General features: G+C 35.2%; 13 protein-coding genes. 2 read left to right on the plus strand and 11 right to left on the minus strand.

What is annotated here, in order from left to right; genetic code table 11:
* The first annotated feature begins 161 nt into the window (after positions 1-161).
* A complete protein-coding gene (locus tag WH267_RS14865) occupies positions 162-2723 on the plus strand; it encodes a DUF7619 domain-containing protein (RefSeq protein ID WP_340009310.1) in 2562 nt (853 codons plus the stop codon).
* A 131-nt stretch (positions 2724-2854) separates the two neighbouring features.
* Here the strand turns inward: WH267_RS14865 and WH267_RS14870 are convergent, their stop codons facing one another.
* Positions 2855-3445 carry a hypothetical protein gene (locus tag WH267_RS14870; protein WP_115970947.1) on the minus strand — a complete coding sequence of 197 codons (591 nt, stop codon included), beginning with the start codon at positions 3443-3445 and terminating at the stop codon, positions 2855-2857.
* Between the two features lie 38 nt (positions 3446-3483).
* On the opposite strand from WH267_RS14870, the gene WH267_RS25190 reads away from it, so the two are divergent.
* Positions 3484-3579, plus strand: coding sequence for a hypothetical protein (locus tag WH267_RS25190; protein WP_115970948.1), 96 nt, complete (start codon positions 3484-3486; stop codon positions 3577-3579).
* Here the strand turns inward: WH267_RS25190 and WH267_RS14875 are convergent.
* The 10 genes from WH267_RS14875 to WH267_RS14920 form a co-directional block, all read right to left on the minus strand.
* The gene (locus WH267_RS14875) at positions 3572-4021 is read right to left on the minus strand and encodes a hypothetical protein (protein ID WP_115970949.1); all 450 of its coding nucleotides are present in this window, start codon (positions 4019-4021) and stop codon (positions 3572-3574) included. The genes WH267_RS25190 and WH267_RS14875 overlap by 8 nt on opposite strands.
* 40 nt (positions 4022-4061) lie before the next feature.
* Entirely contained in the window at positions 4062-4589 is a 528-nt protein-coding gene (locus tag WH267_RS14880) for an STM3941 family protein (RefSeq protein WP_340009313.1), read from the minus strand.
* An 80-nt stretch (positions 4590-4669) separates the two neighbouring features.
* Positions 4670-5143, minus strand: coding sequence for a hypothetical protein (locus tag WH267_RS14885; protein ID WP_340009315.1), 474 nt, complete (start codon positions 5141-5143; stop codon positions 4670-4672).
* A gap of 67 nt (positions 5144-5210) precedes the next feature.
* Positions 5211-6926: an ATP-binding protein gene (locus tag WH267_RS14890; protein ID WP_340009317.1), complete on the minus strand. Its 1716-nt coding sequence runs from the start codon at positions 6924-6926 to the stop codon at positions 5211-5213.
* Positions 6927-7015: 89 nt separating this feature from the next.
* Positions 7016-8125 carry a sensor protein KdpD gene (locus WH267_RS14895; RefSeq protein WP_123321285.1) on the minus strand — a complete coding sequence of 370 codons (1110 nt, stop codon included), beginning with the start codon at positions 8123-8125 and terminating at the stop codon, positions 7016-7018.
* Positions 8126-8430: 305 nt separating this feature from the next.
* The gene (locus WH267_RS14900; protein ID WP_340009319.1) at positions 8431-9516 is read right to left on the minus strand and encodes a porin; all 1086 of its coding nucleotides are present in this window, start codon (positions 9514-9516) and stop codon (positions 8431-8433) included.
* Between the two features lie 69 nt (positions 9517-9585).
* Positions 9586-10143, minus strand: a complete 558-nt coding sequence (kdpC, locus tag WH267_RS14905) for a potassium-transporting ATPase subunit KdpC (protein ID WP_123321169.1) — start codon at positions 10141-10143, stop codon at positions 9586-9588.
* Positions 10144-10153: 10 nt separating this feature from the next.
* A complete protein-coding gene (gene kdpB, locus WH267_RS14910; protein ID WP_340009322.1) occupies positions 10154-12193 on the minus strand; it encodes a potassium-transporting ATPase subunit KdpB in 2040 nt (679 codons plus the stop codon).
* Between the two features lie 180 nt (positions 12194-12373).
* Positions 12374-14068: a potassium-transporting ATPase subunit KdpA gene (gene kdpA, locus WH267_RS14915; RefSeq protein ID WP_340009324.1), complete on the minus strand. Its 1695-nt coding sequence runs from the start codon at positions 14066-14068 to the stop codon at positions 12374-12376.
* A 437-nt stretch (positions 14069-14505) separates the two neighbouring features.
* On the minus strand, positions 14506-15831 hold the full coding sequence (locus WH267_RS14920) for a sigma-54-dependent transcriptional regulator (RefSeq protein WP_340009326.1): 1326 nt from the start codon (positions 15829-15831) through the stop codon (positions 14506-14508).
* Positions 15832-16300: the final 469 nt, after the last annotated feature.

Here is a 16300-nt window from a genome sequence, read left to right on the forward strand (position 1 = left end):
AAACAACTATAAAATAAAAGTAAAAAGCTGCGAAATTTTCGCAGCTTTTCTGTTTTCAAAACAAGTGTAAAGTTCTTACAATCAAACAGAAAAATACGGTTAAAAAAAAATATCAAAGTAATTCTTTAAAAGGTTACATTTGTTCAGAACTAAACTAAACCATGAAAAAAATCTATTTAATCATTTCGATGATTCTGTTTGCACTGTTTCAGGCTCAGACGTTGAATGTTGACACCTATTTGAAAACAAAATTGTTTACTTACGGAGCAACAAGTGATTCTAACGGAAACTTTATTACTCTGGATACAAATAATGATGGACAGATTCAACTATCGGAAGCTTCGCTGGTTTATAAAATAAATCTATCTGATGTTTCAAATGCTATTACAAGTTTATCAGGACTTACTGAATTTCCAAATTTAACTGAACTAAAACTAACAAATCCTGATATATCCTCTAATCTGGTTTTCAGTAATTATACCAAGCTTCAAAAATTAATTTTTTCAGGCGGAGGAGTAGGTAACGTAACGATTGAAAACTGCAATGCTCTAAATATTGCTCAACTTGGTAGCTGGGGAAACGTTATAAATATTCAGAATACTTCGGTACAAGAAATTTCTGTTTCCAACATTAATGGGTTTAATATTTCTGGACTTCCTAATCTTAAAAAATTATCATTGGGGTTTTCAACAATGACTTCTTTAAATTTAAGTAATCTTCCCACGCTGGAAGAAGTAAATGTTAATCAAAACCAATTTCTAACAAGTATTAATTTTGCTGGAGATACAGCTTTGAAAAGGCTAGAATTAGCTCGTAATAAACTAAGCAGTCTTTCAATTCCTAATCCTTCTTTAGTAAACTATTTAAATATAGGTTTCAATCTTTTCCAGACTTTTGATGTAACTCCTTATACCGGATTGGGAATGTTTCTTGCTCATGATAACCAAATCACAAGTTTGGACTTTAGCTCAAGTCCTCTGATTGGAATGCTTTATATTTACAATAATCAGCTTACTACATTAACACTTAATAATAATCCAATTTTAGGGTATTTGTATGCCAATAATAACCATATAACTCATATTGCATTTGATCAGGCAAGAGGCTTAAAAGGTATTCACGTATTGAATAATTCGCTTACGAATATTGATTTATCAAAGCAGGCTATTCTGGATATTGCTGAGCTTGATAATAATCTTAATTTACAGACTTTAAATCTTAAAAACGGAAAGCATAATTATCTTGGCATTGGCTTTTCAAATACACCACAACTGCAATATGTATGCACTGACCCTATAGAAACTAACTATATAATATCGCAATTAGCATCCTATAATCAACCCAATACTGTTGCAAATTCTTATTGTTCTTTCACACCAGGAGGTTCTTCTTATTTTGTCCTTCAGGGTAAAACAAGATATGACATGAACACAAATGGATGCGACATTAATGACATGATAAAACCTTTTCAAAAATTCAATATTTTAGGGCAAAACATGGCCATTTCAGATGCGTTCGGATCTTATTCTTTCCCACTGATATACGGAACTAACACGATCACCCCGATGTTGGAAAATCCTTCTTATTTTAACATTACGCCACCTTCATTCACTACCAATTTTCCAACACAGCCAAGTCCTTATACGCAGAACTTTTGTTTAACGCCCAATGGTACACATAATGATCTGGAAGTTGTTATTATTCCTATACAGGCAGCCATTTCAGGATTTGATGCTCAATATAAAATCATTTATAAAAACAAGGGAACAGGAACACAATCCGGAAATATAGCTTTTAATTTTGATCATAGCCGAATGACTTACCAGACTGCTACAACAGCGCCTGCATCTCAGTCTATGGGAGTATTCAACTGGAATTTCACCAATCTTCTTCCTTTTCAAACAGAGGAAATCACAGTTACTGTAAAATTAAACACTCCAACACAGAACCCACCTCTCAATATTGGTGATATTCTGCATTATACAGCACAAATCAACGGAGCAACAGATGAAACACCAACTGACAACAATTTCACCCTAAACCAAACCGTTGGAAATTCTTTTGATCCAAACGATAAAACCTGTCTTGAAGGAACTTCTATTGCAAAAACTCAGGTTGGAGATTATGTTCATTACTTAATCCGATTTGAAAATACCGGAACAGCCAATGCCAGAAATATTGTAGTAATGGATGAAATTGATGCATCAAAATTTGATCTGTCTTCTGTAGTTGCACTCAATGGAAGCCATAATTTTATAACAGAAATCAAATCCCCGAATATTTTGGAATTTATTTTTGAAAACATTCAACTTCCATTTGATAATGATCATAATGATGGATATGTTGCCTTTAAAATAAAGACAAAATCCACCTTGAATACTGGAGATTCTTTCAGCAATACAGCTAAAATCTATTTTGATTACAATGCTCCTATTGTTACCAATACCTATACAACAACTATTGCAGGTACACTGGCTACTTCGGAGATCCAAAATGATAAAAATGGAATGAGTATTTATCCTAACCCAGTAAAAGACATCCTATATATCAGATCTCCAAATGAAGTAAGCAAAGTGGAAATCTACGACCTGGCAGGAAGAATAATTAATTCTATAGGAACGAAAGGAAATTCTGTAAATGTTTCGGATCTGTCTAAAGGAAATTATCTGATTAAGCTATTCTTAAAAGATAAAGTTTCTGTTCAGAAATTCATTAAAGATTAAACTTATAAAAACTACTCTATAATAAAAGGCTGCAAATAATTTCTGCAGCCTTTTATATTTTAGTAATGTCTAATCCATAATTCATACAAAATAAAAATTATTAAGGGAATGGAAACTCCTATTTATGATCTCTATTTAAGGTTTTCACAGTTCTTTTCGACAGTAAATAATACATTTGAAACAGTCTCTGCAAATTCTACATCTTTATTTTCAAAATAAAAAAAGCCTTCTTCTAGATTGGTTTTATTTTTCACAATCCAGGAGTTGATTTTTTTAATATCTTCACTTTTGAAATCCTTAAAAATTTTACCATCGTAAATCAGATCAGAATAATAATTATCAATACAATCAACAAGAATTTTAAACCCGTTTTCCCGGATATTTGTATTCCAACACTCAAGTATCTTATCAAGATCTCCGCTTATCTTATAAATACCGGTGAAGGTTTCATGATCAAAATAAGATTGGGTTGCAATGCGATACTGCCACCATTGCCAAATAAAAGCTTCAACGGCTGCTCTTTCATCTTCCGGCCACATTTTAAAGTTTCCATATTCTAATTTACGTAAAAGTAAGTCTGTATCAACCTTAGAGCTTCCTCTAGCACAAATATCAAATAGTCTGGGAAGAAAATGTTTAAAATCTTCAATATTACCCCAGGTTGTCAAAGCTTTAAACGCATACCTTGAAAGATCATTTTCTTCTAAATCTCTCAAAGGCATAATATGAAGTTTTTCTTTGTCTGTTTCAGAAACACAGCATGGGCATCCGTTTATCTTTTCTACAAGAGGATAAACGGAGAAAGTTTCATAAAGATGTTCTACAGATAATTCTAATGCATTCATATATTATTTGAAAACAATGATTGTGTATGGATTTGTTTCACCTGCTTTCGGCAAGATCAACCTTATATGTTCTTTCTTATTATAATAATCAACATAAGGTTCTCTGGTAATGATTTTCCCTTTTCCGGTTTCTTTATATCCTGCTTCTTTTATAATTTTGAGATACTGTTCGTATTCTTTTTTACTTTTAAATTCAAACTCAATCCTGTCCTCAGATTTGTCCTCGTATTCAAACTTTCCAATTTTAGATTGGTAATCAGCTGATTCATATTCAGCCAACACAAATCCTAGGCCTTCTGTTTTGTCATAAAATTTATAATTAAGACTTTTCATTTCTTTTTTAAAATCAGCCATTCCCAATTTGTTGAATGCGGCAAATTGTTCTAAAGTAAAAGTTTGAGCAGAAAGGGTTATACAGAATAATATAGCTAATAAACTTACAATTTTTTTCATTCTGTTAATTTGCTCACAAATATAAAATAATAATCTTTGTTTAAAATTTGTTTTCCATATCCAGCAAGCTATAAGGTCTGATTCTACTATTCAAAAGCTCCAGCAAAACATTTGCTTTCACATTTAAAATATCGGTCTGAATACTGTACCGGATGCCTTTTAGCTGGGGAAATACTGTGGTAGACACCTTGTCTAGGACATTAGGATTTTTTTTGGGCTGATTCATAATCACACAGATATAGGATGAAGTCTTAATTCCACAATGCCGCATATCTATTATAAAAAACAAAATCACTTCGTCAAAACGAATGAATGTGGGCTTTCTTAATACGTTATAAACAATGATCTGCTTATCAGTCACTGTCAGTAGTGGCTCTGTTCGTACCAACAGCAATATTGAATACACAATTCCGAATGAAAAAAAAGTAATTCCCAAAGAAAGAATCACTATTATAAAAAGATCTTTATCTCCGAAATTAAGATATGAAAGCCCTATTGTAAAAACACTCGAAATGATCAGCAATACCAGACTTTTTATTTTACTGGAATAAAAATGATGCTCTTTCATAGGTTTTAGTCTCTATTTGATAATAGCCAAATATATAAAACTTCAGTCAATAGTCTCCAAAGCACCAACAGTACCAGAGCTTATGCCTGTTTATTCAAAGCTTTCTCAAAAAGCAAAATCTGCGCCTGACTAAGGTTATTCAAAGAAATTGTACGCTTTGCGTTGAGTATATGATCAGGATAATAAATGAGTTCAACAAATTTTTCATTTATAGTAAACTCTCTCAGAACCCCTGGATTTTTTGTATTGCTTCTATCCATTTTAAATCTTAGATTAATACAACTTAAGGGAAGGACAGAATAACTTCGGGGAAACAAAAACATAGAGTTCGGGTTCATAAGAATATCAAAACTACACCATTGAAAATTTTTCTTATATTGTAAACCTGCCTTACTTACTGTAATCATTGTTCCGCTGATGTTCTTTATCATCACTCCATCCGCCTGCTTATACTTTTCAATAATTTTACTTTTCTGAAAATAGAAGAAAACTCCTGAGCCCACAAAAAAAAGGGGAACTGCTAAAAAAAGATAAGAAAAATAATCTGATAACATTAAAAGGTTACAATTTTAACAGAAAATAAATCGAATATTTTCCGGTTCAAATATAGAACAATAATCCTTATGAAACAGGCAGTCTGAAGAAGAAAGTACTTCCATTATTCAGCGAACTTTTTACTCCAATATCACCATTTTGCTTTTCAATGAAATTTTTTGAAATCGCCAGTCCAAGTCCTGTCCCATTCTGGTGTTCTCCAGGAACCTGAAAATAGCGGTCAAAAATCTGACGGTGATATTTTTCATCAATCCCGCTTCCGGTATCAATAATATTAAACTGGATAAAATCTTCTACCCTTTCCACAAAGATCTTAATTTCTTCATCCTGAAAGGAATGTTTCACCGCATTGGTCAGGAAATTATTCATCACCCAAACGGTTTTGTCAAAATCAGCCGTCACAGAATCTGTATCCTCCAACTGATATTCTGTCTGGATTGAAATATTTTTCTGCTCTGCCAGTTTTTCAACATTTTTCACGGCAGCCTGTACAATTTCCTTAGGTGAACATTTCTCAACCGTTAACCGGATATTTCCGGATTCCACTTGCGAAAGATTAAGGAGTTCCCCAGTAATATCCAGCAAACGCTGGCCGTCTTCATTAATACTTTTCAATAATTCCTGCTGTTGTTCATTCAGCTCTCCGAATTTTTGGTTTCCGAGCAGCTGCACACCCATTTTTATAGCAGAAATTGGAGTTTTCAGCTCATGAGAAATCGTTGCAATGAAATTGGTTTTGGCAAAATCCAGTTCTTTGAAAGGGGTAATATTTCGCAGTAAAATTACCTTTCCAATATATTTTTTCTCCTTCTCCCCTGTTTTCACAATATTGATGGGAACAATATCCTGTTCAAAATAATTCTCTTTATTTTCCCGGACAATCTTAATCGGTTCTTTTACCGGATGATCAATATTTTTAAGCAGTTCCCTCATCAAATCATTATTAACAGCAACTTCATGGGCCGTTTTTCCTATAATATCTTCTTTGCGGAGATTGGTAATTTTTAAAGCTTCATCATTAATCATATAGATAAAGTGATTTTCATCCAGCCCGATTACTGCATCATGCATATTATTTACCAGGGTTTCAATCCTTTTCTTCTCCATCAGTTGCTTGGAAAGATTACTGCTTTCGTATTCCTGAAGCTTTTCTGCCATCACGTTAAAAGAATCTGCAAGACTGTTAAATTCTTCACTTCCTTTAAAATGTACTCTTTCATTATAATTTTTATCTGCAATCTGTCTGATACTGAAGGTCAGCTGATTGATTGGTTCTGCAATGGTTTGCGGCAGGTTGAACAGTAAAATAAAAGCAATCAGAAAGCAAACCGTTCCCAGGCTAACAATCCAGAAAGTGGCATTTCCAGCTGTAATAATGGCGATATCGCTTTTTCGTTCAATCCCTTTCATATTCAAAGACATGATTCTGGCCAGGTCTTCACGGATCAGTTTCTCTTTATTGGTTGTAGGTTCTTTTAAATAACTCTTAAAATGCAGATTAAGATTTTGAGTAGCTTCCTTTTCCCCAAATTCTGTAAGGTTTTTTTCCTGCAGCTTATTATTTTTTTGAAAATCTGCAATGGCCACTACACTGTCTGTACTGATATGATCCAGCGCCAAAAGCATATTTTTAGAAAATTCAAGGCTGTTGTAATTGGCTGTAAGAATCTTTTCTGTATCAGATTTAAGCTTATTGATATATACTGAGCCTATTACTGAAAGCAGAACAATCAGTAAAAATAAAAGGCCAACGCCTAAGGTAAGTTTTGTTTTAAGTTTCATATGAAGACTTATTGTTTTTTAAAAGACATATGCAATCGCGTCATCTTTATCGGTGTTTGAGTTTCCAAATCATTGCAATTTCATTACTTTTAAGATAAAATAATAATATCTACCTGTCTTTCATTCAGCCTGTTCATCAAAGTATAGATCCAGCTATAACCGAACAGACGCTGCCAGAGCTTTGCATGAGGTTTTCCAATACAGACTGTTGTAATGTTATGGGCAATCACATACTCAAGGATTCCATTATGAACACTGCTTTCCTTGATTCTGACAACTTTGGCTCCCAATTCCTGTGCTAAATTAAAATTATTAATCAAATACCGCTGCTTGTCCAGTGCTATTTTTTCAGGGTTTTCAGAAGGTTTCTGAATATAGAGAACCGTCCATGGACTATTGTAGTAACTCGCCAGCCTGGCGGTTTTTCTAATGATAGTTTTAGCAATCTTCTCATTACTGCTGATACAGGCCAGGAATTTTATGGGTTTAAAATTCTCTGTCTTGATTTCTGCCTCTACTTTTCTTTCTACATGGGTAGCCACTTCTTTTAGCGAAAGTTCACGAAGCTGAAGAATGTGTCCACTCTGGAAAAAATTACTGAGAGCCGTCTGAATTTTCTCTTTTTTATATATTTTCCCTTCTTTCAATCGGGTGAGCAACTCATCTGCGGTAAGGTCAATATTCACTACTTCATCAGCTAAGGCTAAGATTTTATCCGGAACCCTTTCAGCTACTTCTACCCCTGTAATTTTTTTAACTTCCTCATTCAGACTTTCAATATGCTGAATATTCATGGCACTGATAACATTGATTCCGTTATCCAGAATTTCCAGCACATCCTGCCATCTTTTTTTATTTTTAGAACCTTCCACATTGGTGTGGGCCAGCTCATCTACCAGCACTACTTCCGGATGCTCATTGATAATAGCCTGAAGGTCCATTTCCTCCAGATTTTTACCTTTATAAAAGACTGATTTTCTTTCAATTGCCGGAATTCCTTCCACCAGAGCTACGGTTTCCTCACGGTCATGGGTTTCTATGTAACCGATCTTTACATCAATGCCATTCCGTAAAAGTGCATGAGCCTCCTGCAGCATCCGGAAAGTCTTCCCAACGCCTGCACTCATCCCGATATAGATTTTAAATTTTCCTTTCCGGGATTTCTGGATCAGTTCTAAAAAATGTTTTGCTGATGACATTGATTTTATTCTTTTTAGTTTTATTTTTTTAAACATTCTGTTAACCTTCGATTAGCACTTTTCAAGGAAAAGTTTTCACTTTCAATCCAAAGGCTCAATATTATAACACATTATTTTTTAACACTTAAGTTATTATAAGTTACCACTAACTGTTTTATAGGAGATCACTTAAGTTATTGAAAATCTTCGATTTTCATCTTATGTGTACTTTTATCAAAAACATTATCAGATTACTTAAGTGTTTTAAATAAAACCTTTTGTGACTTTTGTGGTTATTGAATTTTAATTTTCAAACAGGTTTTAGATTAAAACCACACTGCTAAACTTGTTGTAACAAAGAAATTCCCTTTTCTGAAATCATCATTTTTCGCAAAAACGGCATCCTTGGAAGTAAATCCTCTCGCTTCAGTACGGAAAACAACATTTTTAAATACCGCATAATCTACGTTCAGTGAATACCCAAAAGTTTGAAAACCGTTAGGAGTTCCGGTACTGATGATCACTCCGTTTTTATCGTTATAATATTCCAGTCTTCCAGCCAGCGCCCATTTATTGTTAACCTGATATTTTGCCTGTACGTTAGGACTATACCAGATATTATACTGCTCACTTCCTTTGGTCTTCTGCTCTGCTCCGATATCAAACCCTAACAAAGCTGAAAACTGATCTGTCAGCTGAAAACGTCCATACAAATCATGGAAATAACGCATTCTTTTCTCATCCTTAGCTTTATCATTTCCTATAAATGAACTGCTATTCAAAGTTACTTTATCATTTGGTTTGTAGGTCACCTGATGCCCAAAAGAAATACTTTGGTTCCCTTTTACTTTTGCAATACGCTGCCAGCCATTCAGTACCAACCCGCTTAAAAACCATTTTCCATTGTCTGAAGTATAGGAAATCTTGGCTCCGGTTTCAAAATAAGGCGAATTTTCAGCAGCAAAACTTCTGGTCAGATTGATATTATCTTTTCCTATGGCACTTTCCCAGCCGATATGGGAGGGCATGATACCTGCATCAATCCACAGGTTCTTATTTTTGGATATTTTGATTCCTACATTCGCTTCATTGATATATCGTAAAGCATTTTGTTCTGCAGCCATATTGTCCTGTGCATAAGTTCCACCCATTAATGCAAGATTGGCACGGACATTTTCACTCTGATAATTAGCTTTTATCAATCCAAGATTAAGGTTTAGCTCATTATGTCTATTGTATGAATATAAAAAATTCTGGCGGAGGTGATCTCCCGGTTCATTAAAATCGTAGGTATAAAAGAGTTCTGCATAAGCAGAAAATGTTACTTTAGGCTCTGTTTTTAATGAGTCTGACGATTGTGCTTTGGAAAAAAATGTTCCCAGCAATGCACCTATAAATAGATATTTTTTCACGTTAACTTTAGGGGATATCAACCCTGTCAAGGTTTTGAACCTTGACAGGGTTAGTTCAAGATTATTAAATTATTTTAATTGGTCCAAAGCAATATTAAGCTTTAAAACATTGATTTTTGAAGGCCCAAAAAGTCCTAAAAATGGCTTTTCAGTTTGATTTTTAATTAAATTATTGATCTGTTCAACAGAAAGACTTCTCATATTGGCAATTCTCTTTGCCTGATATAAAGCTCCTTCTTCTGAAATATCAGGATCCAATCCACTTCCACTCGCTGTAACGAGTTCTACAGGAACTTTTGTGTTTTCCATTTCCGGATTCTGCAGCTTGAGAGTGTCTATTCTTTTCTGAACAGTTTCCAGATATTCTTCATTGCTTGGGCCTTTATTACTTCCCCCACTTCCTGCTGCATTATAGTTTACTGAGGATGGGCGGCCATGGAAATATTTTTCAGATTTAAATTCCTGTCCGATATTGGCATAGAACTTTTGTCCTTTGTAATTAATGATCTCTGCATTTCCCTGGTTAGGTAATACTTTCGATCCGCCATATACAACGATCAGATAAATTCCTACAACTGCCAGCATTACAAGTGTTAATCTGAATGCTGAAACGATATGATTTTTCATTTTTTTAATTTTAATAGAATAAACTAATCAGTAAGTCAATGATCTTGATTCCAATAAACGGTACAATGACACCGCCCAACCCATAGATCAAAAGATTTCTTCTTAATAATGCACTGGCACCAATCGGCTTGTAAGCCACTCCTTTTAATGCTAATGGAATCAGGAAAGGAATAATCACCGCATTGAAAATAACCGCTGATAAAATGGCTGTTTCCGGACTATGAAGATTCATGATATTCAATTTCTGAAGCGATGGAATAAAGGTGATAAACAGCGCCGGGATGATGGCAAAATACTTCGCCACATCATTGGCAATACTGAAAGTTGTCAAAGTACCACGGGTCATCAGTAACTGTTTTCCAATCTCTACGATCTCAATCAGTTTGGTAGGGTCATTATCAAGGTCTACCATGTTTCCTGCTTCTTTTGCAGCCTGGGTTCCGCTATTCATCGCTACTCCCACATCAGCCTGAGCAAGTGCCGGAGCATCATTCGTTCCGTCTCCCATCATCGCTACCAGTTTTCCTTCCTGCTGTTCCTTCTTGATGTAGTTCATCTTATCTTCCGGTTTGGCTTCAGCAATAAAATCATCTACCCCTGCTTTTTCAGCAATAAACTTTGCCGTTAAAGGATTATCTCCGGTTACCATTACCGTTTTCACTCCCATTTTTCTCAACCGCTGGAAACGTTCCTGGATCCCCGTCTTAATAATATCCTGAAGTTCAATAACTCCCCATACTTTTTCATTAACGGATACTACTAAAGGTGTTCCTCCGTTTTCAGAAATTTTGGTTACCGCATCCTGGGTTTCCTGCGGGAAAAGATTCCCGGTTTTTTCAGTCAGTTTTTTTATCGTATCATAAGCTCCTTTTCTGATTCTGGTTTCTTCAAAATCAATTCCTGAAGTTCTGGTTTCAGCAGTAAAATCAATGTAAACTGGATTGGGAACTAACAAATCTTCAGATTTAAGAGCACTCAGTTCAATAATAGATTTTCCTTCCGGTGTTTCATCCGCAACAGAACTCAAAGCAGAGGCTTTAATAAAGTCTTCAAGCTTAATTCCATTGGCCGGATGAAATTGAGTGGCTTTACGGTTTCCAATGGTAATTGTTCCGGTCTTATCAAGTAATAAAACATCAATATCGCCTGCTGTTTCTACTGCTTTTCCACTTTTTGTGATAACATTTGCTCTTAAAGCTCTATCCATTCCTGCAATTCCGATTGCAGAAAGCAGACCTCCAATTGTTGTCGGAATGAGACAAACGAAAAGTGAAATAAATGCCGCAATAGTAATTGGAGTCTGCGCATAATCTGCAAAAGGCTTTAAGGTTAGGGTTACAATAATAAAAGTAAGGGTAAACCCGGCTAGTAATATGGTTAATGCGATTTCGTTAGGTGTTTTTTGTCTTGAGGCTCCTTCTACAAGAGCAATCATTTTATCTAAGAAAGATTCTCCAGGTTTAGTAGTTACTTTTACCTTAATTCTATCAGATAATACTTTTGTACCACCGGTTACTGAACTTTTATCCCCCCCTGATTCACGGATAACAGGCGCACTTTCTCCGGTAATAGCAGATTCATCAATGGTAGCCAACCCTTCAATAATTTCTCCATCCATCGGAATCTGATCTCCGGCTTCACAAAGAAAAATATCTCCTAACTTCATTTCTGCTGACATTTTTAAGACCGTTTCTACCTGAAATCCAGGTTTATTTTCAATAACCAGTTTAGCAGGAGTTTCCTCACGGGTTTTTCTCAGGGTATCAGCCTGTGCCTTTCCTCTGGCTTCAGCAATGGCTTCAGCAAAATTGGCAAATAATACTGTAAAAAACAGGATGATGAATACCAGGAAATTATAAGAGAAACTTCCCTGGGTTTTATCACCAGCCAAGCTGAACATGCTTACGATAAACATGACCACTGTTCCGATTTCCACCAGGAACATGACTGGATTTTTAAACATAATTTTCGGATTCAGCTTTACGAATGACTGTTTTATCGCTTCGTTTACCAAATCTCTTTGAAACAATGTTTGTGATTGATTTTTCATTTTTTTGAAAGAGTTTATATCATTATAAATCAATAATAACCATCAAGAGAAACCAAATTATTAGGGTTTAGAAATGGATAATATTATGAGTGAACGTTTCGGTAAGTTTTAGACTAGTTCCTTAAACAATTCAGCTTTCTTAATGGTTGAATATTGATTTTAATTTTTAATGTTCACAATTTATTTAGAGAAATACTGTATCTGTTCTGCAATAGGCCCAAGTGTTAATGCAGGGAAGAAAGAGAGTGCTGCAATAAGCAGAATGACTGCAAGCGTCATAAAGCCAAATGTTGCCGTATCTGTTTTCAATGTTCCTGAACTTTCCGGAATAAATTTCTTCTGAGCCAGTAAACCTGCAATAGCTACCGGACCTATGATTGGGATAAACCTTGATAAAAGCAGTACTATTCCTGTTGAAATATTCCACCATGGGGTGTTATCTCCCAACCCTTCAAATCCTGATCCGTTATTCGCTGAAGAAGAGGTAAACTCATACAGCATTTCACTGAAACCATGGAATCCAGGATTATTTAATGTTTTAGCTCCAAATTCTGGCAGATAAGCCGTTAAAGCCGTTCCTACAAGAATTAAAAATGGATGAAACAGAGCAACAATCATCGCAATCTTCATTTCTTTAGCCTCAATCTTTTTCCCCATAAATTCAGGAGTTCGCCCTACCATCAAGCCGCTGATAAATACAGCAAGAATGATGAAAATAAAATAGTTCAGAATTCCTACTCCACAACCTCCATAGAAGCAATTGATCATCATCGCAAGAAGTTCATTCATCCCTGAAAGAGGCATAGTACTGTCATGCATTGAGTTTACCGAACCGGTAGAAATTACTGTAGTTGCAATGCTCCAATATCCTGATGCTGCACTTCCGAAACGGATTTCCTTTCCTTCCATAGCTCCAAGGCTGCTGTCGGCTCCCATTTTTGTAATCAGAGGATTGCCTCCTGTCTCATTGACAATATTCGGTACAGTAAGTGCAAGAAAACCTACAGTCATGACAGTGAAAATAACCCACGACAACTTTCTTTTCTTTAGATAGAACCCTAAGGCAAAGACCAATGCAAAAGGAATGATCATCTGGGTGACCATCTCTGTCATATTCGTCGTATAATTAGGATTTTCAAGAGGATGGGCAGAATTAGCCCCGAAAAAACCACCTCCATTGGTTCCCAAATGCTTAATGGCAACAAAAGCAGCCACAGGACCTCTGGAAACTTCTATTTTCTGTCCTTCTAAAGTTGTAATGTGATCCTTTCCTTCGAAAGTCATCGGACTTCCGTTAAACGAAAGAATTAAAGCCACTACTACACTGATCGGAAGTAAAATTCTAATCATTGACTTGGTAAAATAATCATAGAAATTACCCAGTTCTGTAGTTGTTTTTTCTTTAAAAGCTTTAAAAAGAACAGCCATAGCGGCCATCCCTGTTGCAGCTGTTACAAACTGTAAAAACATAAGATAAAGCTGGCTCAAATAGCTTACTCCTGTTTCTCCCGAATAGTGCTGTAAATTACAGTTCACTAAAAATGAAATAGCTGTATTAAAAGCCAGATCAGGTGACATATTCGGGTTTCCATCTGGGTTTAAAGGTAACCAGGTCTGAGTCATCAGAAGAATAAATCCTATTATAAACCAAACCAGGTTAATCGTCAGCATGGCATACATGTTCTGTTTCCAGTTCATCTGACGATTGGGATTAATTCCCGATATTTTATAAATTAACTTTTCAATGGGTTCAAAAACCGGATCAAGAAAAGTTTTTTTGTGTCCATAGACATTAGCAATATATTTACCTAAAAATATTCCGATAACTAATGTGATAGCAAACATGGCTATGATGCCTAAAATTTCTGTATTCATGATCTCTAAAATTTTTCAGGTTTCATTAAAACGTAACAGATATACACAAAGGCAAGTATTGAAAGGAAAAATAAACTCCACATAATTTTATATTCTATCAAAAAATTCAACTGATTTATACAAAAGCCAAAACAATACTGCAAACAGCAGGATCAAACTCATAAGCATCATATCTTTATTATTAAGGTTAAGAGAGTAAACAATACATACGATACAATCAGCAAACTAAAAGTGGAATGCTCCCGTTTTTTCAACGTTTTTCTTGAAATTGTCATTTTTAAATATTTTATTCAGAGACTATATGCCAAAAGAAAGTCCAATCCTTAAACAAACAGTATAAAATACTATAAAACAACATGTTAAATCAATGCGATTAACTGCATAAAAACAGAAAAGCCTATCAAAATGATAGGCTCTTTATTAAAATGATAAAAGGTTTATTTCAGTCCGTATTCTTCGAGTTTACGATATAGCGTAGCAATTCCAATTTCGAGGAGTCTGGCCGCTTCTGCCTTATTACCTTTTGTGTATTGCAAAACTTTTTGGATATGAATTTTTTCAAGAGATCTCATGCTCAAAGAATCACTTTCCTGAGCAGGCTTTTCTGAATAGTGTGGAAGACTTTCTGCGTCCAGGATATTATCATTCATCAGAATCAGGCTTCGTTCTACTGCATTCCTTAATTCCCTGATATTTCCTTTCCAGTTATTTTTTTCCAGCATTTTGTAATAATCCGGGCTTACCTGAATGGATGACAAATGTAACTTATGTGAAAATATATCGATGAAGTTCTTCGCAAGCATTTTCAGATCCTCTTTTCTTTCTCTTAAAGCAGGCAGTGTAATTTCAAAAACATTCAGTCTGAAATACAGATCTTCTCTGAAATTTCCCTGTCTTATTTCCTCTTCAAGATTTCTATTGGTAGCGGCAATCAGCCTGAAATCAGATTTAGAGACTTTGGTTTCCCCCATTTTGATAAACTCTCCGGTTTCCAGGACCCTAAGCAGCTTTGCCTGAAGTTCTATAGGCATTTCACCCATTTCATCCAGAAATAGGGTTCCTCCATGGGCTTCTTCAAGCAGTCCTTTTTTATCTTTCAGGGCACCTGTAAAAGAACCTTGTTTATGACCGAACAGTTCGCTTTCTAAGATTTCCTTGCTAAAAGCAGAGCAATTGATCGCCACAAAGTTATTTTTCTTTCGTTCACTTCCTTCATGGATTGCATTTGCAAACACCTCTTTTCCAGTTCCTGTTTCGCCTGTTAAAAGCACTGCAGCATCTGTTAGTGCTACTTTTTCTGCTAGTTTCTTAGCCTGCAAAATCAAAGGAGAAATACCTATGATTTGTCCAAAACCTTTGGACACTCCGGTTGGCTGAATCGTTTTTATTCTATTGTCCTTTACCTTTTCCAGAGCCTTATATACCAGAGGAATAATCTTCTCATTATCATCTCCTTTTACCAGATAATCATAGGCACCATTTTTCATAGCCTGCACTGCATCGGTAATATTTCCGAATGCAGTCATCAGGATAATTTCAAGCTGTGGATATTTAGTCTTAATAGATCTTACCAGTTCTACCCCAAAAGCATCAGGGAGCCGGACATCGCTTAACACCACATCAAAATCATACTGCTCCAGCATCGTCATTGCAGAACGTGCTGTAGAGGCTTCTTTTACGTTAAAATTCTCTTGGGAAAGGATCATTCCTAATAGCTTAAGGAGCTTGATCTCGTCATCAATGATCAGAATGTTTCCGGACATTATAATTCTTTTTGGAAAACTGATACAAACTTATTGATTTTATTTGAGGAAAACCCCTTTATAAAGGAAATTAATTTTATCATGATCCCTATTTTCAGGAGCTTTATCCCGCTATTCATTCATACTCCTCGAGTCAATGCTTTAATTATGATGAGTAATAGGTAATGAGTGATTGTGTAACAAATAATATCATTGTTATCAGGATCCTTATGGAATAACAATAGAAGACGAAAGTAAGAACAGCAAAATATCAATATGTTGATTGTTATATAAGTTACTATTTTATACAACCAATATTCAATAGAAACGGGATAAAGCCAAAACATAGATAATACTTATTGTTTATCCCCTATTGATTGGGTTCTCTGAGTATAGAGCAAAAAAAAATCCTTTATCTTTCGATAAAGGATTTTTAAAAATAAAATAAAAACTGGCGGCGGCCTACTCTCCCGCGTTAGCAGTACCATCG

It is taken from the genome of Chryseobacterium sp. MYb328 (assembly GCF_037572595.1).
Lineage (GTDB): Bacteria > Bacteroidota > Bacteroidia > Flavobacteriales > Weeksellaceae > Chryseobacterium > Chryseobacterium pennae.

Coding starts and splice junctions, on each gene's coding strand:
- WH267_RS14865 (WP_340009310.1), top strand. CDS start 162: ATGAAAAAAATCTATTTAATCATTTCGATGATTCTGTTTGCACTGTTT.
- WH267_RS14870 (WP_115970947.1), bottom strand. CDS start 3,445: ATGCCTTTGAGAGATTTAGAAGAAAATGATCTTTCAAGGTATGCGTTT.
- WH267_RS25190 (WP_115970948.1), top strand. CDS start 3,484: ATGGGCATCCGTTTATCTTTTCTACAAGAGGATAAACGGAGAAAGTTT.
- WH267_RS14875 (WP_115970949.1), bottom strand. CDS start 4,021: ATGAAAAAAATTGTAAGTTTATTAGCTATATTATTCTGTATAACCCTT.
- WH267_RS14880 (WP_340009313.1), bottom strand. CDS start 4,589: ATGAAAGAGCATCATTTTTATTCCAGTAAAATAAAAAGTCTGGTATTG.
- WH267_RS14885 (WP_340009315.1), bottom strand. CDS start 5,143: ATGTTATCAGATTATTTTTCTTATCTTTTTTTAGCAGTTCCCCTTTTT.
- WH267_RS14890 (WP_340009317.1), bottom strand. CDS start 6,926: ATGAAACTTAAAACAAAACTTACCTTAGGCGTTGGCCTTTTATTTTTA.
- WH267_RS14895 (WP_123321285.1), bottom strand. CDS start 8,125: ATGTCATCAGCAAAACATTTTTTAGAACTGATCCAGAAATCCCGGAAA.
- kdpC (WP_123321169.1), bottom strand. CDS start 10,143: ATGAAAAATCATATCGTTTCAGCATTCAGATTAACACTTGTAATGCTG.
- kdpB (WP_340009322.1), bottom strand. CDS start 12,193: ATGAAAAATCAATCACAAACATTGTTTCAAAGAGATTTGGTAAACGAA.
- kdpA (WP_340009324.1), bottom strand. CDS start 14,068: ATGAATACAGAAATTTTAGGCATCATAGCCATGTTTGCTATCACATTA.
- WH267_RS14920 (WP_340009326.1), bottom strand. CDS start 15,831: ATGTCCGGAAACATTCTGATCATTGATGACGAGATCAAGCTCCTTAAG.